13 protein-coding genes and 1 tRNA gene are annotated in these 19,003 nt (G+C 36.9%); 9 read left to right on the plus strand and 5 right to left on the minus strand.

The window, feature by feature from the left end; all coding sequences use genetic code 11:
• Nucleotides 1-3 precede the first annotated feature (3 nt).
• A complete protein-coding gene (locus tag MSBRM_RS01780; RefSeq protein WP_048120314.1) occupies nucleotides 4-1,524 on the minus strand; it encodes an AAA family ATPase in 1,521 nt (506 codons plus the stop codon).
• Nucleotides 1,525-2,031: 507 nt separating this feature from the next.
• Here MSBRM_RS01780 and MSBRM_RS01785 point away from each other — a divergent pair.
• Nucleotides 2,032-2,775, plus strand: coding sequence for a HesA/MoeB/ThiF family protein (locus tag MSBRM_RS01785; RefSeq protein ID WP_048120312.1), 744 nt, complete (start codon nucleotides 2,032-2,034; stop codon nucleotides 2,773-2,775).
• 132 nt (nucleotides 2,776-2,907) lie between these two features.
• The gene (locus MSBRM_RS01790) at nucleotides 2,908-3,900 is read left to right on the plus strand and encodes a hypothetical protein (protein WP_048120310.1); all 993 of its coding nucleotides are present in this window, start codon (nucleotides 2,908-2,910) and stop codon (nucleotides 3,898-3,900) included.
• A gap of 241 nt (nucleotides 3,901-4,141) precedes the next feature.
• Here the strand turns inward: MSBRM_RS01790 and MSBRM_RS01795 are convergent, their stop codons facing one another.
• The 3 genes from MSBRM_RS01795 to MSBRM_RS01805 all read right to left on the minus strand — a co-directional run bounded on the left by MSBRM_RS01795 (nucleotide 4,142) and on the right by MSBRM_RS01805 (nucleotide 10,305).
• Entirely contained in the window at nucleotides 4,142-4,618 is a 477-nt protein-coding gene (locus tag MSBRM_RS01795; RefSeq protein WP_048120308.1) for a peroxiredoxin, read from the minus strand.
• Between the two features lie 1,795 nt (nucleotides 4,619-6,413).
• The gene (locus tag MSBRM_RS01800; protein ID WP_048154294.1) at nucleotides 6,414-8,513 is read right to left on the minus strand and encodes a cache domain-containing protein; all 2,100 of its coding nucleotides are present in this window, start codon (nucleotides 8,511-8,513) and stop codon (nucleotides 6,414-6,416) included.
• 247 nt (nucleotides 8,514-8,760) lie between these two features.
• Nucleotides 8,761-10,305, minus strand: a complete 1,545-nt coding sequence (locus MSBRM_RS01805) for an aminotransferase class V-fold PLP-dependent enzyme (RefSeq protein ID WP_048120304.1) — start codon at nucleotides 10,303-10,305, stop codon at nucleotides 8,761-8,763.
• A gap of 1,551 nt (nucleotides 10,306-11,856) precedes the next feature.
• Here MSBRM_RS01805 and MSBRM_RS01810 point away from each other — a divergent pair.
• Nucleotides 11,857-12,636 (plus strand): transposase, encoded by a 780-nt coding sequence (locus tag MSBRM_RS01810; protein WP_048154297.1) that lies wholly within the window; start codon nucleotides 11,857-11,859, stop codon nucleotides 12,634-12,636.
• Between the two features lie 423 nt (nucleotides 12,637-13,059).
• Nucleotides 13,060-14,709, plus strand: coding sequence for an RNA-directed DNA polymerase (locus MSBRM_RS01815; RefSeq protein WP_048154300.1), 1,650 nt, complete (start codon nucleotides 13,060-13,062; stop codon nucleotides 14,707-14,709).
• A 334-nt stretch (nucleotides 14,710-15,043) separates the two neighbouring features.
• Here the strand turns inward: MSBRM_RS01815 and MSBRM_RS01820 are convergent.
• A tRNA-Thr gene (locus tag MSBRM_RS01820) sits at nucleotides 15,044-15,117 on the minus strand.
• A 197-nt stretch (nucleotides 15,118-15,314) separates the two neighbouring features.
• On the opposite strand from MSBRM_RS01820, the gene MSBRM_RS19905 reads away from it, so the two are divergent.
• The 5 genes from MSBRM_RS19905 (at nucleotide 15,315) to MSBRM_RS01840 (ending at nucleotide 18,702) form a co-directional block, all read left to right on the plus strand.
• The gene (locus MSBRM_RS19905) at nucleotides 15,315-15,491 is read left to right on the plus strand and encodes a hypothetical protein (RefSeq protein WP_155400450.1); all 177 of its coding nucleotides are present in this window, start codon (nucleotides 15,315-15,317) and stop codon (nucleotides 15,489-15,491) included.
• A gap of 102 nt (nucleotides 15,492-15,593) precedes the next feature.
• On the plus strand, nucleotides 15,594-16,178 hold the full coding sequence (locus MSBRM_RS01825; RefSeq protein WP_230669006.1) for a YkgJ family cysteine cluster protein: 585 nt from the start codon (nucleotides 15,594-15,596) through the stop codon (nucleotides 16,176-16,178).
• Nucleotides 16,179-16,491: 313 nt separating this feature from the next.
• Nucleotides 16,492-17,061, plus strand: a complete 570-nt coding sequence (locus MSBRM_RS01830; RefSeq protein ID WP_048120296.1) for an aldolase — start codon at nucleotides 16,492-16,494, stop codon at nucleotides 17,059-17,061.
• A 331-nt stretch (nucleotides 17,062-17,392) separates the two neighbouring features.
• Nucleotides 17,393-18,004 (plus strand): CDP-alcohol phosphatidyltransferase family protein, encoded by a 612-nt coding sequence (locus tag MSBRM_RS01835; protein WP_048120294.1) that lies wholly within the window; start codon nucleotides 17,393-17,395, stop codon nucleotides 18,002-18,004.
• Nucleotides 18,005-18,261: 257 nt separating this feature from the next.
• Nucleotides 18,262-18,702 carry an archease gene (locus tag MSBRM_RS01840; protein WP_048120293.1) on the plus strand — a complete coding sequence of 147 codons (441 nt, stop codon included), beginning with the start codon at nucleotides 18,262-18,264 and terminating at the stop codon, nucleotides 18,700-18,702.
• The last annotated feature ends 301 nt before the right edge of the window (nucleotides 18,703-19,003 follow it).

Genomic DNA, 19,003 nt, shown 5'->3' on the forward strand with positions numbered 1-19,003 from the left:
TATTCAGGTTTCAGCTATCTCTCCTGCTTTTTCAATGGTTACATCAAATACCCTGGGTTTTTCGAGCAGGAGCCTTACCTCGTTTAGACTGTTTGCAATCTCGTAAACATCGGTATTTTTGGAGCGATATTTCATCAGGATTTCCTGGCTGTCCTGCCCTGAAACCCAGATATTTTCCCGAAGGGTTTCCTCAAGCGCTTTTTCTTCTTCCTGGATTTGCTTTTTGAAATAGTTCAGTTTTTCTTCAAGATTTTCGTACTCTTTTTCATAGAGCTTCTTATCTCCATAATCAAGGCTGATCTTGAATTCAAACCCGTATTTTCTGCGGAATTGTTCTGCCAGGGATTCGAAGCTCAGGGAACTGTTGACATTGCTATAATCAAGCCCGAAATTGTAAGTATGGGTCGGAAACTCGGCATGGTGTTTCAGCAGGTCAAGGGAATTGTCGAATGTGAGGCTCCTCTGCGCTTTGACCCCTGAGAACCTTGAACTTTTCAGGCTGTTTGTTGTTCTTCTCTCTTCTTCGTAGCATTTATTACAGGCTACAAGATCCGGCAGTTCCTGCTGTAAACAACCGTATATGGAGTTTTTCAGATCAAGGACATCCAGTTTCAATTTGCCAGTATCCGTGCCCCCTGAAACAACCCTGTCCAGAATAAGTTTCCTGATTGCTTCCTTCTGTTCCGGCACTTCCCAGAGTACGTGCTGCAGCAGGACAGCAGTCATCCGGTCTACACTGGTATGACCGTTTACGAATGAAGCTACTCTGAGTACATTTACAATTTTCTTCCAGCGCCTGTCCGAGACAAAAATATTTGAGTTCCTGAGTTCTCTCCGGAGTGCCTTTATAATTGACCGAACCTCAGGATCAACAGGGAGGTCTCTTGCTCTCTTCTGGGTTTCCTTTATATCTTCTATGCTGAGTTTCGTTGAGGGCACGAAATCTTCGGTGTTTTTGAAGATCAGGTCTTCAAGGTTCTCTTCGTGCTGGATATAATCCACTTTGTATCGGAACAAAAAACGGTCGTAAAGGGCTTCGAGGCTTTCATCTTCTTCCGGCAGCTCGTTGGAGGCCCCAAAAACGGTAAAAAGAGGTACCTCAATAAGCTCTTTGCCGTTATGGTATTTTCTCTCATTCAGTACAGTCAACATACTGTTTAAGATGGAACTGTTTGCCTTGAAAATCTCGTCAAGCAGAGCTATATGCGCAGTTGGAAGGTAACCTTCTATCCGCCTGCTGAACTCGTCCCTCTCAAGCGCCTTAAGGGAAAGCGGTCCAAATATCTCTTCAGGCGTGGAAAAGCGGGTCAGAAGATAATGGAAAAAGTTTCCTCCTTCTATAGTTTCGCAGATTTTGCTTGCAAGCAGAGTTTTTGCAGTCCCGGGTGGTCCAAGTAAAAGGACATGTTCACCAGAAAGGAGTGCAAGAAGAGACCCATTAATTTCAGCATCTCGTTCTTTGAAGTAGCCTGAAAACTCCTGTTTGATATTGATAACCGTATTCTTTAAATCCAGGACTCTCATAAATTCCAAGACCTTTATAAATTTCTTTTTTTCAGCATCCCGCCTTTAGTATATGAGAAAGATGCTGCAATATTGAACTGCAATAGCCGGTTAGAATAATGTAAAAAAAATGAACTTCCTATTTTTATGGGCCTTGCCTTAATTAATTTTTCTAATAATTCTTGCCCCTACCACCGATATGCCTGCGGCTCATGTTTCATCCCAAAGATATACCTTTCTGCTTTGAGATATATCTTTCTGCTTTGATACTACTGAATACCAGATTTTTATCCGATTTTATGTGCTGGGCTGGTATCCACTTTGATTAAAGTTGGGCTGGTATCCACTTTCATAATTAGAGTTCATGCAGATCCTGCTGATCCTTCCTTTTATGAGAGCCGAAGAGATTATGCATAAGAAAGGTGATGATTAAGGAGAATGATTCAAATTCAACTGAGCGAGAATATTCCAGGTGACGAAAAAATAGAAATCGTATCCTGAAAATAGATTGAATTCCGGAGTCCTTGCATGAATGATTTCGAGCGTGAAAAATACAGTCGGCAGATCCTTCTTTTTGGGGAAGAGGGGCAGGAAAAGTTGAAGAATGCAAAAGTGCTGGTTGCCGGGGCAGGCGGACTGGGAAGTCCAGTTTCCACCTATCTCGCAATAGCAGGAGTCGGAAAAATAATTCTTGCAGATTTCGATTCCGTGGATCCCAGCAATCTAAACAGACAGTTTCTTCACCATCAAAAGGACATCGGAAGGCTTAAAATAGAGTCCGCAAAGGAAAAACTGCTTTCCATGAATCCGGATATTGAGGTTGAAACCATAGTAGAGATGCTTACCGAATCAAATCTCGAAAACCTGGTTCCTGAATGTGATGTTATAGTTGATGCGCTTGATAATCTCGAAACTAGGCATATGCTTAACAGGCTTGTCGTAAAAAGAAGGATTCCTTTAATACATGGAGCAGTTACAGGCTATGATGGTCAGGTAACAACAATAGTACCTGGAAAAACTCCCTGTTTTTACTGTATTTTCCCACGCATTTCCAAAAAAGAAGTTTTTCCGGTTTTAGGGGCAACTGCAGGGATTATCGGGTCTATTCAGGCAAACGAAGTAATTAAATTTTTGACAGGACAGGGGAAGCTTCTGGAAGGCCGCCTTTTGTTCTGGAACGGGCTTTCAGGAAATTTCAGTGAAATTTCACTTTCAAAGTTAAACAATTGCCCTGTTTGTGGAAATCTTACAGAAACCCGTGTAAATAAATAAGAGATTTTCCGGTTTTAACCAGGGCAATCCTTTATTTCAATTCCCGGCCGTATATTAACCAATTTATATATATCTTCAGTAATAATACTTATTGGGTATCTTATTACAGGGGATCTTGTGCGAGGGAATTTTATGACAAAGAAGACCATGCCAGTTAAGAAGGAAGTCAATGGTTTGAACGGGAACTCAAATTTATGGTCTTATGGATTTCAGGATCTGAATATTTTCTCACCTGCTTCACTTCCTGCTTCACTTCCTGCTTCATTTCTTGCTTCACTTCCTGCTCCTATCCCGAATGCACCTTATTTTGACCTTCGGATCTATAGGGAACCTATGATAAAGTCGTTGATCAAGGTACACAGTAAAGATATGTACCGGCTGCTTGAGGAGGTTCACTTTGATGGAAACTACTATAGGGTAAAGTGTGTAAGTTCAGGGGAGTGGGAGTATTGCTGGGATTTGGCTGTCAGGATTCAATTTTTCGGAAAAATGCTGGGAATGACTCTTTATCCCAAGCGCCTGGTCTCACAGAAAGAAAAAAGGATTGTTTACAGGTCTATGATCCTTGTTAACCCTTATCAGCTCTGGGACGAGGCTCTCGTAAACAAATTCTGGAATTTGCAGGAAAGGGTTGAGTTCCTGATAGCCAGAATTCTTTTTCACGAGTGTATTCACGTTATGATCTCGCTTGGAAACATCCTGCCTTCAGGGTTCGGAAATACGGACATTTACCTTGAATTCAGGAAGATGCTGGAGGTCTCGGTTTCCGAGAATCTTTCTCACGAGCTTCATAATGTGCAGTTCCGCCTCTGGAATCTTGTGCTGTTTGGATATTCAGGGTCAGAAAGTGAAAAAAAACTACTTGAAAGAGTTCAGGAAATATATGAATTTCTGATCAACGAGAAATACACGAACCAGAAAACTGGAAAAGCTTTCCGTTTCCCCTCAAACAACAAAAAAATTGCCAGAAAGTACTCCTGGATAGCAGCCGTTAAAGCCGGGGGAGACAAGCAGGTTAGCAAAAGAGTCTGGCAGGTAGAGGTCCGCAGACTCAGGATAGCACTGAGAGAACTCTTTGAGGGAATTGATACGGAATTAAGTAATATAGGATTTACAATGAAGTAATATGGGATTTACAATGAAGTATGGGATTTACAATGAAGTGAAATGGGATTTACAATGGAGTGAACGAAATAAGTGGATAATTCGGGGTAAATTAAATGAAAAAAGTTGAATAATTATAGAATTGATGGATTTTCTGACCTTTTTCTTTTTCCAGCCTTCATTCTATGATTCGTAGTTTACTTTTCTCCTTATTTCTTCCTGTAATTTTATTACTTACTTTATCTCTCTATTGCTTTGTTTTTTAGAGCTGAACTTTACTCCCTTGTTCCAGAATTCTTGCAATCTTTGCCATATCAGGAAGTTCGTGCACAGGATATTCTTCGAAGAATATAACCTTCTGTTCCTCGTCGATAATTATGTTCGCCCTCTGAGAAACCCCTTCTTTTTCTCTGAATATCCCATATGCTCTGGCAACCTCCCCATGCGGCCAGAAGTCCGAAAGAAGCTTGATGTGCGTAATTCCAAGTTCCTTAGTCCAGGCTCTTTTTGAAGGTATAGGGTCCACACTTATGCCAAAAGCCACCGTGTTCAATCTGGTGAACATTTCGTGGTTTTCCTCAAGTGATTTCATCTGTTCTGCGCACACGTTTGTCCAGGCGAGTGGATGGAATGATAAAAGAACCTTCTTGCCAGCGAAATCATAGAGGTGCACCTCTTTCTGTTTCTGGTCTCTTAGCCTGAAATCCTGTATTTTATCCCCGATATTAATTTTGCTCATAATAATCTCCCCAATTTAATAAAATCGCCTATGTTTTATAAATTGTCTGCTTGCTGACCTGTTTAACAATGCTGGCAGTTTTGCATCTTTGACAACGAGAAGTAAAGATTGGAATGTAAAAAAGGTTCAAAACTGGTATAAGATGTGAAAATAAAGTGAAGAATGGTTTATATTAAAAAAGAGTCGGGAAACAAAAGTAAAAGTAGTATAAATAAAAAGGACTAAATAATCAACAGCCTTTAAATGATTATAAAAACTTTGTTTCTCTTCTCTACCTAAAACGCATAGTGAACTTGAAATTATAGTAAAATTAATTTTTAATCTTATTTACTTAATTCTCTGAGTTTTTTTTCTTGAGAAGGCTCTTGCATTTTTCAATTATACCTTTATTATCCGATGCCGGTTTGCTATTATTCATTCTATTGCGTTTCATTTGATCGTGTTCTCTACGAGATATTGGTTTAGAAGTTTTTTTGGACATTGTTAAACACCGTTTAAATGTAATAAAATCAATCTTTCTTAGGTTATGCCCGTGAATTGTCAATCAATTATAAAAAATGAGTAGATTTGTTATTTTGAGTAAACATAGAGAAATTCTTATACGTGTGATTTTTCAATAACTGACAGACATTGTTGTTCTTATTTATATCCAGAGTTGGTGCAATAACCGGTGAAATGTTAGTGACTCTAACCTTTTCTGAAGATTGAAATCATATACCCATATTTACTATACAACTTAAATATAAGAGTAACGAAAGTCCCTGAGAAAATTCTTATTCGTTTTCCGGTATTGCAAATTTTATAACAAATTCAGTTCCAGAACCTCTTTTTAATTCAAGTTTGCCTTCTAGCTGGTCTACAAGGATAGCAATTAACTGAAAACCGAGAGTGTCAGAATCTTCTAGAATTAATAGAATTTAATTGGCTTATATACAAGTATTTTTGGTAGCCACTGCACAAAGTTCAGCCCCCAATAACATACTACGACAATGCCACGATATCTGTAATTGATACAGCCACAAAAAGGAGGTTAGGAACAATTGTCGTGTAGTTTTCTGCAGTTGTTGGACAAATTCACGTCCTGGCATCAAATTGAAGATTACTTGACTGAATAAAGTATACTCTTAAAACTATCTTCCGTCTGGATTCAAGTTAATTGCAATTTTGGAGCACTTATAACAACGTTCCAAAATGAAAATGGTTTCAATCTCCAATCAGTTTTTAAGTTAATTGCAATAATAAGCAGCGATTATTATAATACTAAAGAAATAGTCTCACTCTCTATTGAGTCTTCAAGTTAATTGCAGTTTACCGGCATTTCAAGATCGTCACAAGAAGGCATAAACCATGAAGATAAAAACTATATTTAGAACTATACTTAGAACTATATTAGACATATTAATTTTATGTATAATAGGTATATGTCTTTCTGCCATCGTTTTACTGAGCAGAGACCCAAAAAATCAACTGACTTGCGCTTTGTTGGTTGGTCTGTGTCTTTCAATGGTGTATATTCTTTGTGGTGCAGTGGAGAAATTCAAATGATGAGGCAATTAAGCTGATCATTTGCAAATTTCAGAGAGTAGAATCTCCAAACCTTACTAAGCTCAAAGACTTAAAGACAATCGATTTTATACGACATTCTGCAGTTGACTCGACACTAAGCATGATTCTGTTCTAAGATGATAAAGAGCCTGATCCAGACTTTCTTTTTTTCTACTTATGTAAAAAATATGGGGTAATTATTACTGAGAAAATTGGATAACGATATCAGTTTCCAAATAAAATTAATCCATCAATAGAAATTCAGGAGCGTAATCATCAACAGAAATCCCGCAATTATAGGCCAGTAAAGCACTTTCATATACAGATTATCCTTTGTATCAATAAAAGGGATATTTATATGGGACGCAAATACTATTGAATTCAGAGATACAGCTAGAATTGCCAGATACAGTATAAGGTAGAAATATTCAAGGTAAATCATACAATTCGTAGGGATTTTAGCCCTGAGGGAGGCATGGGAAACAATAAGGACAAAAAAGAGAGAGGCACAATAGGTCAAGACTCCCGAAGATTTAAACCCAAACTGATTTTTCTCTTCTTCCCTGGTTGTTATCAAAAGCACCACAAACAGAAGGATGACTACTACTATTATGGGCAGCAAGTCGGAAACAAATGGAGACTTTAGGTCTCTTTTGATAGCAACATTGAAGTAAAGCTCGGGTAAGTTCTTATGTTTAAAATCTTTTACCCCAAAATTGGTATTATAGGAATTTATCCTGTAACTGAAAAAAGTTTTTTGTGGCTTCCAGCCTTCAAGCACGAGAGAGTTTTCTAGGCCGAGAAGTTTTTCCGGAGCCAGGCTGTCATAGGAATCAAAATCTGGGATCAGAACACTTTCTTCAGAAGTGTTGTTCCAGAATTTAATCCATATATTTTCCTCGTCAAACGGATATCTGGAATAATCGAATTGCTGGCGCAAAATAGTCGTGAAACGCCAACCTACGATATTCTTGTCCTCATCCACATAGGCCTTTTCAACTGTGCTTTCTTTTGATTCCGGGAAACTAAATCTCGGCGAAGCCTTCTCAGCACTCAGCCCTGAAATATTTTGCCAGACATACCCAGTCATGGTGATGTCATTAGAAGTCGAAAACTCTATGGACTGGATAAAGACCCCCGTGGGAATCCTGAAAGCTTTCGGGTTTGTATCGGATTTTAGCATTACTGTTTCAATATCTACCATGTCGAAAACAACAATATTATCATTCTCGTCGACTTCAATCGACGATTCATTTAAAGTAAAGTGCCAGATGATGCCCATTCCCAGGATGCAGAGGGATGAAAAAACAAGAGCCAACAGCCAGAGACTTCTATCGTCATAACTGAAAATGGAGACAAAAAGCAGGGACAGGAAGAATAAAAAAGCAAAAGTTAAAAGCATGACCTGAATAATAGAGCGATCCTGCTCTATATCTTTGTTCAGCAAAATTTCTTCTTGAGGAAGGGCAGTACCCAGTATCCAGTCTGTAGAAAGAATATTTTTGTAAAATACCCAGGAAGATTGCCCTGTCCGATCATTTTCTACAACTCGGCCTGTCATGTTTTTGCTTATGTTTTCGCTTATAAGGTTAAGTTCAGTGTCTTCTTTTGCCAGTTTGTGAATATTTCTGAGTAGATAATACTGAACAGGATAGGAAACGATTAAGCCTTCCTCAGAGAAGATAAAACCATAACCCGTATTTCCAAGATCAAGGCTTCCTATCTGCGTTCTTATTCCTTCAATAGAACGGCTCGCACACACAACTCCTGCAACTTCGCTCCCGTTTTTGAATTCTGCAAGATAAAATGGAGTTGAATAATCTATCAGATAAGTACCATCTGCGATCCCGAAATAAGGCTGGTCCCAGACTCCACACTTCTTTTTTATGGCATTATTATACCAGGTTGTTGTTTCTTCACTATTATTCGTATAGTCGTACAGGATTGGAGAATCCAGGATATTTGAACCATTCTTTTTGAAATGAAGTGAATGAAGTTTCCCATAATATTCAGGGGAATACGCAATGACAATGCTGTAAATATTTGGATTTCCCTTCATTTTATCCAGGATATGCTGCCTGATAATGGAATCATTTTTCAGTTCTCCAGAACGCAATTCTTTTGCAATTCCTTCAGTAAGGAGACTCGTCGAATTAAGTTCGCTCGATATATTTTCCAAAACAACGCTAGCTTTGTTGTACGCATCTACCTTTGTCTTTTCTAGAATTTTATCGTCTGTATTGTTGCTATAATATTCATATCCAGCATGTATTGTCAACAGAAAACTGATCAGGCAGAGTATTAATGCAGTATAAACTACAGTTTTTCCCCAACTATTCGATGCAGTCATTCTTATCTCTCAAATATCTGCCACTTGTTGTGAATTTCTACTGAAATATAGGAAAGCATAAGCAGGTACTGAAATATCAAGTACTGACGTATCAAGTGCTTAATTTTTTAGAGATGTTTATCAACTCTCTAACAAGTGTTAAGTTTTTTAAAAATTATTTTTAATTAGGCAATTTCAAGCGACACATTTTGAGCAATTGAATCTGAATTGATACAGTTCAGAAAAAATATTCTTGTATACTTCTTATTTATGGTCCTCTGTTCAGGAATACTCTTCGCTTTACCTTTTCTGCTTTTAGAACTCTGATCTCCGGTTCATGCATCAGTCCTTGAAGGAAGTTCATAAATCGATAGACGTCTGAGAAGTTTGTCACAAGACCAAGCGATACACGTATGCTTGACATTTTAGTTTTTACAGCAAGGCAGGATTCCTGGTTCTTGCAATCTGAGCCATAGGGATACCTGCTGGAAGGTTTCAAATTCTCAAAGCATGAAGCCATTTCTTTTCTGGTGATATTATGGCTTACTTCACCGTCTCCAGGATTACAGAAACAGCCGGTTCTTAAAGAGATGCCTGCTTTATTTGCAGCCTCCTGAACTGTCTGGCAATCAAAAGGCGTTCCGTCTGCATGGTAGAGGTTAAAAGCAATTGTCCCTCCTCGCCTCTCAAGTCCGGATGGGCCGTGAATCTTTACCATAGCCTGGCCATTGGGATACTCCAGAGCCTGCATCTTATCCAGCAGCCAGCCAGTAAGGCACATCACTCTTTTGTGAATGACATCCACACCAATCCCTTCGATGTGCTTCAATCCTATTTCCAGGGCAGGTATGCTGAGATAATTGACAGTGCCGTCTTCAAAAGCCTCAAATGCTTCAGCGCCCTGATGAAGGCAATACCAGTTTTCTTTCTGGACAGAAACTATGCTGATAGTACCCCCGGAAAACCAGGGCCTCTTTAGTTTATTCAAAGCATCTTTTCGGACAATAAGACAGCCGAGACCAGTTGGGTAGCCAAAAATTTTGTAAAATGAAATTGAGACAAAATCGGGGTGCCACTGACTCAAGTCAAGGCGGTTAGTAGGTACGAAGGCAGCAGAATCCAGCAAGACATCCCAGTTTTTTTTCCGGGCTTTCTCAATCCAGTCCAGGGGATGCTGTACTCCCGAAAAGTTGGATTGAGCTGGATAAGCAAACAGGTTGTTTCTCTCAGGTCTGGCCTGGTCAAGATAAAACTCCAGCTTTTCTTCATCCACTCTCAGCTCAGGGGAAATCATAGGAATGTAGCTTACGGAAGATCCTTTACTTTCTGCAAAAACTCTAATGCCATTGACGGAGTTATGATTATCTACGGTTAACAAATACCTATCTCCTTTTTCGAACGGATAGGCTTCTCCTACTAACCTGAGAGCACCTGTAGCATTGGGAGTAAAAATAGCTACATATTCATCAGGAGACGCATTAAAAAAGCTTAATATTTTAATTCTGGCTCGCTCCACAAGCTTTGTCATAGCTATTGAAGTCGGATTGTCGGAATGAGGATTCCCAAAAACATTGCATCGAAGCAATTCCATATGTTTGAGGAGCTGACTATTAGCGTATAGCCCTCCACCTGTATAATCCAGATATATTTGATCATGCCAGTCCAGGCGTGCGTATTCAAGGTCCCTTAGCTCATCGAGAATGTGCGTTGTTTCAAACTCCGGATAATCCTGCTTGAACTCTGCAAAAGAGCTATTCATTTTTTCGGGACTGAAATCAAGTGGTACTTCTAGATATTTCTCTGGTGAATGCATACATTTATTCTCCCCTAAATTATTCTCCCCTAAATTATTCTCCCCTAAATTATTCTCCCCTAAATTATTCTCCCCTAAATTATTCTCCCCTAAATTATTCTCTCCTAAATTCGTGACAATTCATGCTTTTCAGCTCATCTTCCTTTCTTTTTCAAACAGGAACGGTCCTTTTGAATGATCTCATAATTGAACGGGAACGAGGCTTTGGACTGGCTACCTGATAGAAAGCATGTTTAAAGCCTATCCAAGCAGTTAACTTTCCAATTTATTTTTAAATAAACCGTTTTTTATGTCAATTAATTCAAATGTTTTCACGCCGTTATATTAAATTAGATAATAGGGGGATAGATAAAGCAATAAGAATATTTTTTCCTTAATATTATTCATTAACGAAAATTAGGACAATGTAAAATATTTTTAATGTTTCCTTTGAAGAGCATTTCGATATACCATAAGTTTTGATAGATTATACATAAACAATTTAACTCGAGAAGCATGATGAGAAAAACACGAGAGTAGCACATAGTAAACAACGAGACTTTTTATTATTTTCTGGTCTCTTTCGATTTCCACTTTAAATCGTGCAAAACAATAAAATTTTAATTTTATTGAAATAAATTATTTGTTATGATAAGAGGAAACAAATAAATCAATCAATCAATCAATAAGTCAATGGTAAAAACGGTATTTGAAGGCAACATATTAATTCCTTTGCCAAAATTATTGGTTGAAAATCGCTTTCATTTTCTATTTTCTATAATATTTCCTAATCATTGCGATTTTTGCGGTACAAAATTAAATGTGAACTCTCACTATACCCGTTTTATTCTTACTAGTTATGGAACCATAACTCGCAATATTACATACTGGATTTGTCCTAACTATAATAAGAATTTTTAGGATCAGATAATTGTCTTTTCTGGATCCGCAAATTACAGTGATTAGTTCTATGACAAACAAAAGTTTATCAGATACGATGGCAGATGCAGCCTTAACAATTCCTGTAGAATAGGTGAAAGATATACAGAAGGCTTGACTGATATATGTGGGAGAGCTCCTTATGTCTCTTCATTATGGTTGCATGAGCAAAAACAAGCAGTAATTTCTAAGCAAGAACTTTTAGATCAAAATGTAGATTTTGACCGGAGTTTCTAAAATGTTGAAAAATAAAGGTGTCTGCTACGATAATTCAAAGTATGATAAAAAATAGATTGAGTTGCATACATCGTCTTATTCAAGTCTTGTTGTCGCCTAATATTGAATTGGTTTTCTGAGACCGTAATCATTATTTATGTGATTTGTTATCTTCTTATAGGGAAGGTACCCGTTTTACTGCGTTTTATTTTAATTATTATCTTTTAGACTCTACAATTGAAGAAGTCTTCAATTTTCACTATGCTGACTATAAATAAATCAGTTTGATATATCTCTATTTAGTATTAAACATTTTGGAACTGCTTGCCAACATAATTAATTCTTTATTGATCCCTAAAAAAGTTCCTCTTGATATGGTTTTATGTATGAAAGTATAAACTTCGGTTTGATGGAATATTGTATGTCGATGGAGATTGGAGCAAGAAAGGATGGAAAAAGAAGTTTGAAACTCTGATCGGAAGAGATATTACAGTAAAAGAGTGGAAAAAGATGCGATATAAATCCGTTTACGTTATCGCCACAAAGGAAAAGGTAATTTTGGATTTTGAGGTAACCGACAGGTTACCAACAATTGAAGCTCTGATTCCTCTTTTCGTACGAATAAAAAACCGATTTCCAGAAGGCAAAATTCAAAAAATCGTTTCTGATGAAGATAAAGCAATTATTGTAGCTGTAAAAAGTGTTTTTCCTGAAGTGGCTCATTCTTTTTGTGTGTTTCATCAATTAAAAAACGTTAGCAAGAAATATAGTGATGAATTTAAATATAAAGAAAATATTCCAGATAATGATAAACTTGTTTACGATGAGATATGCAAGTTAATACATTCTGACACAGTCATCAATTCTGTTGTGTGTTTTCAAAATACCCTAAAATTGGAATCTAATCTGGAACTTTCAAAAGCGTCTCATAAAGCGATTTCTTATGCAAAAGAGATTTTCGAGAAGAACATAAGCTTTTTGAAAAAAGAATTTACACCTGAGACGGATAATACAATGGAACAGATATTTTCTTTGATAGGAGATATTGTAGACAAAGTAAGATCATTCAAAACTGATAATGGTCTAACTAATTTTTGTTGCAATTTATTTGCTTATTTTAATAAACTGTGTTTTCGCACTGGAAAATGGGCAGTATTTTCACCATTGATGAGGCAAGATTCCAGTATGGATAAATAAAGTGCGAACAGAAAATTCAATTTAAATTGGAACTCCATAGCGATTGCTATCGAATAATTATGGCAAAACCGCATGTTTATCTAAAAAATTTGGATATTAATATATAATATTTTCAAAATGATATAGAGAGTTAAATGAATTTGGATGAAATGCTATTGTTCTTTTGAAATTGGAGATAAACCAGAAAAATTAAAAAGACTCGTTTACATAGAAGGAAGAAAAATAATTAAAGATGAGCCTTTAATTGTAACTACGCCATAAAATTTTGTTAACATAGAGGGAACTAAGAAGAAAATTTTGGTATTAACTCCTTAATAAGCTAGGAATAATAGATATTTAAGGCAATAAATAAATCAATTAACTGATTGTAAGTGAATATTTATCATCAGTTAATATGTTGATATGTGGTAATTAGCATTTTTGATGACTAGAGAAGTAAAGGGCAAGAGAGAAACTGAGAAAGGTGAAATAATGGTTAAATTTAACGAAGACTCTCTTCTATGGGCAAAAAAATCATTAATGAAGCAAGGTGATTCTGATCTTTTCCCAACGCCTTTTGAAATTGAAGCTATAAACGACAAGTGGGAATTCGTAAGAAATAAATTATTAGAAAAAGATATGATTTTAAATGGTCGTGATTTAGAAGTAAATACTAAATACCATTGGGTAGGGGGTAGAAGAGCAATTGCGCCAAAAGGAAGATTGTCCTTTAGAGTAGCCACCCAATTAGATCCAATTGATAGCGTGGTATTAACTTCTTTAATTCATCAATATGGTCAAAAACTTGAAAATACTAGGATACCAATTACTAAAAATAAGGTATTTAGCTACCGTTTTAAACCTGATACAGATGGACATCTGTATGATCAAAATAATTCTTGGATTAATTTCTGGAAATTTTCTTTAGAATATGCACAAAATCTGCCTGATGGATATATCTTGGTAGCTGATATTTCAGATTTTTATAATCAAGTATACCATCATACTGTTGAAAACGAATTAGATAGAGCAAGTATACCTCCTGAAATCAAAAAATTGATAATTGAATTGCTCAGCAAATTGACAGATCGGGTTTCAAGGGGTATTCCAGTTGGGCCACATCCTTCACATTTACTTTCAGAAATTTCATTGAACCCAATTGACCATTTACTTGAATTAAACACATATCACCACTGCCGATACAGTGACGACATACATATTTTTTGCAAAAATGAGATACAAGCACAGATTGCCCTATATGACTTAGTAAATTATCTAGATAACAACGGTAGGTTAGTTTTGCAAAAAAGTAAAACCTCAATTATGCCTTCTAAAGATTTTTGCAAATATGCAGAAGAGAAAATAGAAGATATAACTACAAGCGATTTAGAAGGAGAAATATTGAGAATTATAGACAAATATTCATTTGGAGATCGTTATGCTAAAATAAGATATAATACTCTGAGTCTCCAAGAAAGAGCTTTATTCACAGAAGAGAACTTAGAAAAGATCTTTGTAAAATATGTCGATGATAAAGATCCTAATTTTAAGCGTCTTAGATGGTTACTCCGAAGATTAGCACAAGTAGGACCACCTGAAGGAATTCCTTTTTTAATTACAAATCTTAAAGATTTAATGCCAGCGTTAGAGGACATTTGCACCTATATTATATCAACCGAAAATACATACTCTGGTCGATGGGAAGAGTTAGGTGATGAATTGATCTTAGATCTTGAGTTACCAATAGTTAACCACAGTGAATATTTGCAAATGACACTGATAAGTCTTTTTAGTAAAATTTCAGATTTGAATCATATAGATAAATTATTGTCTATGTATGATAAGAGCTCACCAACTGTTAGAAGAAAAATAGTAAACGCAGCTACAAAAGCCCATGAAAATTATTGGTTATTTAGTAGGAGAGATCAATTAAGAGAATCAGGAACTTGGTTGAGGCGGTCAATAATCCTAGGAGCTTCAACATTTACCGTTGATGAAAGAAATGCGTGGTTAGCAAAAATTATAAAAGATTCGAATTATACATTTTTAGAACAAATTGTTGCTCAATGGGTTAAAAATGGAGGTAAGATATAATTTTTTAGGTAATAACAAAATCACCAAAAATTTGGATATATTGGGATTTCTTAGATCACAGATGCTCTGTAATCCTTTTATTTCTTATTTAATTGGTGGTCCACCAATAATCAGTTGATATTCCAAGGTACTCACACATTCGCATTCCGTTTTCTTTTCTTGCTTTATGGGCACTCAATTTTCTGTACGCGGGTAAACTTAGAAAATCCCTTAAAAACGGCTAGCAGAATGTGTAGGAGTTGAAAATTGATATTCTAGGGCTTATGCCTTTAATGAGCTACCAAGGGAAGATTAAGACAAAATAGAAAGAAAGTACTTTAATCAAAAATTTAGAAGCCCCGTGCGTGATTTGAACACGCGACCTAGTGATTACAAGTCACTCGCTCTACCGGGCTGAGCCAACGAGGCAATTAGAAAATGCTGCGACTTATCTAAATACAATACTCACAGATAAACTTTATGGCTGAATTCTTTATCTGAAAGCCACTCGTCTTAATCTGATTGTGATCTGTTCTCTTTTTTGTCAGGTTCCAGAGGTCATAAGTACATAAACCTTAGAGAGTCCTGTGTTTATCTCGTTTAAGACATTATATCCAGGGTAACTAATGTTCCGTAATGAAGATACTAAATTCAAGTTTGCGGCACTGAAACATGACCCTATATTCATAGAGTGGATTGATACAACAAATCCCAAAAAACAACTGAACACTTACGTAAGAGCACTGGAGATTTACACTGAATATACTGGAATCCCCGGAGTAATTAATTACATAAGCAGATAAGAAGGATCCGGCTCTTATGATTTTTATTCTTGAAGCAGGAAAAATAGAGATATTATGGAGAGTAGCAAAGGAAGCACCGGAAAGAAAAAGACTTTATGAGAAGTGAAAAAAGAAAGTTTACGAGGCTTAGTCATGGATCGAAGACAACGTTTTAAAAAACACGACTTGTTACTCTCAAAAACTCAAAGCATACTTAAACATTATAGCTGTCCTGAATCATGTAATGCGAGTTGCTGCAAACATCATATTATTGATTTTCATAGAAAAGAATATGAAAAAATTTTAAAAAATGTAGATAAAGAAAGTGCGAATATTTTAAAATCGAATGTGGTAAAATCAGAGTTAGAAGGATGTTATAAAGCAATAAATGCCGTCGAACAGTGCCCATTACTGGTAAATTCAAAATGTAGAATATACGATAACAGGTCGGAAGCATGTAAAACTTTTCCTTTTGTAATATTTCAGGATGATGAAGCCGGATTTGGTTTAACGTTGTTATTGTGTCCGATGTCTGTTAACATAATTCACGATTATGCACAATGGTATAAATCAGTAAACTTAACAATGTATAATCAATTAATTTCCATGTACGAACAGTATAAAAACATAGACAAAAATAATGATTTTTGTATTCAAATGAAAGAGCAAAATTTAGATTCTTTCATAGAATTTCTTGAAAGGAAGTAATCATTAATTTTTCTTTTTTGAGTAATATTCTTAGAAGAAGAGCAGGTATAGTATTTTAGAGGTTCCTGTTATTGATGACCACAAGGACCCTAAGGGTCTTTTGAAGAATAGATCTGAGGTTAGTGTGTCCATTAAGCATACGCTCAAAACTGGTGAAGTTTCATAAAATTAAAAAGATAAAATGGATTATAGTTTCAGATTTTTTAGACATTATGAAGAAAAAAAGGATTATTAAAGCCTATTTTTTAGAAACATAACCTCGAACTTATAAGCAATATGTATTATTAACCAAAGGTATAATATACCGCTTACGATGTGGCAGGAAATTGCAAAATATGGGCGCAAGCTAGTTGAACACGGGCTTGTCGAATCTAACTTTGGAAATATCAGCAGCAGGGCTGGCGACAGGATGCTTATCACCCGGACAGGTGCCGCACTTGACGAAATCACAGAGAATAACGTTGTTGAAGTTGATGTTTGGGACACTTCTTCCCTTGATATAATTGCATCTTCCGAAACTGTCGTACACCGGGAAATTTACAGGCAGACCTCAGCACTTGCAATCATTCACGCTCATGCTCCCTATGCGGTTGTTGAGTCCCTGCTCGCAGGCCCTGAAGGAAGAATTTCACCTGTAGATAGTGAAGGACAGTACTTCCTTGGTGAGATCCCGGTCGTCGGAGGAGGGATAGGTAGTTGCGAGCTTGCAGGAAATCTTGCAAATGCGCTCTCAAGGCATAGAGGCGCTATAGTTTACAGTCACGGAACTTTTGCAATCGGGAGAACGCTTGGAGACGCCTATATAGTGACTACGCAGCTTGAGCATTCCTGCAAAGTTAAGTACCTGTACGAGCGTGCGAAAACAGAAAGGGAAAGTAAATAAACTATAAACGCTCGATTGCAAACGCTTGCTCGTTTGACCCTCGTTTATCCGTAAGATTGTGTGACAGCAGAGAGAGAAAATGAGTAGACATAAACGTTCGCTTGTTTAATCCATGATTAGAAGTAAAAGCATGAGAAACAGGAAATAGAATGAGTAAACTTATCTATCGAATAAGCGGATAATCATACAGCTTAAGTATAAATATAAAAAAGCAGGTAAACACAGAAACGAATAAAAGCGAATCCAAACCCGAATACCGAGTAAGATAAGACGCCTGTTTCCTGGGCGACTTTCTGTTACGGGTATTACCTAAAGAAAAATCTCGAGTACCATGACGTTTAACACCTTGAGACCTTTTGCCTCAAAATTTATCGATCCACTGGCAGACTATTTCGTCAGATATGAGGTCTCACCCAACACGGTTTCCATAGCTTCCCTTATATGTGCATTCTTTGCAGGACTGAGTTTTTATTACTCACCTGCGTCTAGGGAATTTATCCTGCTGGCAGGCATCCTGGTAATACTTAACTCTATTTTTGACGCCCTTGACGGAATAATTGCAAGGAAATCAAATAGGGCAACTCCAAGAGGTGACTTTCTGGATCACGTGATTGACCGTTACTCGGATGTTTTTATAATATGTAGCATCTTTTTTGCAGGTTATGTCTCCTGGCAGTTAGGAGTTACGGCAATTGTAGGTGTGCTGCTTACCAGCTATCTAGGGACCCAGGCCCAGGCACTTAGCCTTGGAAGATACTATGGTGGGATAATGGGCAGGGCTGACCGACTTGTAGTTATAATTTTTGCGTCTTTCGGCAACTTTGCCTTTCCAGTGCCAATTGCAGGTTTTTCAATTCTTGGCTGGGCCGTCATCCTGATTGCTGTAACCAGCCACATAACAGCAATCCAGAGAATCTACTATATATGGAAAGAGCTGCAGTAATAACATCCTTTTTTAATAATTTTACAATTTAGTTTTATTTCACCTAGAGTTCTATCTATATTCATTGACTAAGTTCGTTGTTTATATTCCATTGTTTAAGTTCGCTGTCTAAGTTCATTATCCAGGTTCTTTATCTAAGTTCACTATCTAGGTTCGCTGTCTAAGTTCATTTTTAAAGTTAAGGGACATTCTTTAGGTCTGAAAACAGATTTATGCGGTAAATAAGTTAATGTAACAAAGAACACAATTACCTGGCTATGTCATCTCAAGGAAAACAGTATGAGTATCTGGATCACACTGCAGATATCAAATTCCAGGCTTTCGGAAAAACCAGGGAAGAAGTATTTGAAAATGCGGCTCTCGCGATGTTTAATGTTATAATTGATACAGAAAAAGTCTCGGGAGACACCGCAAGAGAAATTGTTCTCAAGTCGCCTGACCTGGAATCCTTGCTTGTGGACTGGCTTTCTGAGCTTCTATATCTCTTTGAAGTTGATGAAATTGTTTTCAGGGATTTTCGGGTTAAGATAATCAGGGAAGTAAATGGTGAATATTCAATAACAGCTCAGGCACTGGGTGAGAATTACTCTCTCGAAAGCCTTCCTTTTGAGACTGAAATTAAGGCTGTTACCTATAACCAGTTAGAAATAACGAAGACTGCTGATGGCTGGAAGGCTCAGGTTGTTGTGGATATTTAAGGGAGCAAAAGCTTTTCCCCTATCCCCCGTAATTGGTTTGCCAAATACTGGCTGGTTCTCCTCTGACTACTTGCACCATGCATATCTTCATGTATAGGAATTATCCTATTCTGCACTACATATCTCAAGTACTATAATATTTCAAGTATATTTCAAGTATATTTCAAGTATATCTCAAATATATCTCATGTATATCTCAAGTTGAGTTATCTAGTCCTGAATTGGTTCAGTCGTATTTAGATCGACTTTGTTATCTCGAACCGATCTTAATCAGCCGTTTCCAAAATTCATTGTGGCTTTA

Source organism: Methanosarcina barkeri MS, from assembly GCF_000970025.1.
Taxonomy (GTDB): Archaea; Halobacteriota; Methanosarcinia; order Methanosarcinales; family Methanosarcinaceae; genus Methanosarcina; species Methanosarcina barkeri.

Coding starts and splice junctions, on each gene's coding strand:
- MSBRM_RS01780 (WP_048120314.1), bottom strand. CDS start 1,524: ATGAGAGTCCTGGATTTAAAGAATACGGTTATCAATATCAAACAGGAG.
- MSBRM_RS01785 (WP_048120312.1), top strand. CDS start 2,032: ATGAATGATTTCGAGCGTGAAAAATACAGTCGGCAGATCCTTCTTTTT.
- MSBRM_RS01790 (WP_048120310.1), top strand. CDS start 2,908: ATGACAAAGAAGACCATGCCAGTTAAGAAGGAAGTCAATGGTTTGAAC.
- MSBRM_RS01795 (WP_048120308.1), bottom strand. CDS start 4,618: ATGAGCAAAATTAATATCGGGGATAAAATACAGGATTTCAGGCTAAGA.
- MSBRM_RS01800 (WP_048154294.1), bottom strand. CDS start 8,513: ATGACTGCATCGAATAGTTGGGGAAAAACTGTAGTTTATACTGCATTA.
- MSBRM_RS01805 (WP_048120304.1), bottom strand. CDS start 10,305: ATGCATTCACCAGAGAAATATCTAGAAGTACCACTTGATTTCAGTCCC.
- MSBRM_RS01815 (WP_048154300.1), top strand. CDS start 13,060: ATGACTAGAGAAGTAAAGGGCAAGAGAGAAACTGAGAAAGGTGAAATA.
- MSBRM_RS19905 (WP_155400450.1), top strand. CDS start 15,315: ATGTTCCGTAATGAAGATACTAAATTCAAGTTTGCGGCACTGAAACAT.
- MSBRM_RS01830 (WP_048120296.1), top strand. CDS start 16,492: ATGTGGCAGGAAATTGCAAAATATGGGCGCAAGCTAGTTGAACACGGG.
- MSBRM_RS01835 (WP_048120294.1), top strand. CDS start 17,393: ATGACGTTTAACACCTTGAGACCTTTTGCCTCAAAATTTATCGATCCA.
- MSBRM_RS01840 (WP_048120293.1), top strand. CDS start 18,262: ATGTCATCTCAAGGAAAACAGTATGAGTATCTGGATCACACTGCAGAT.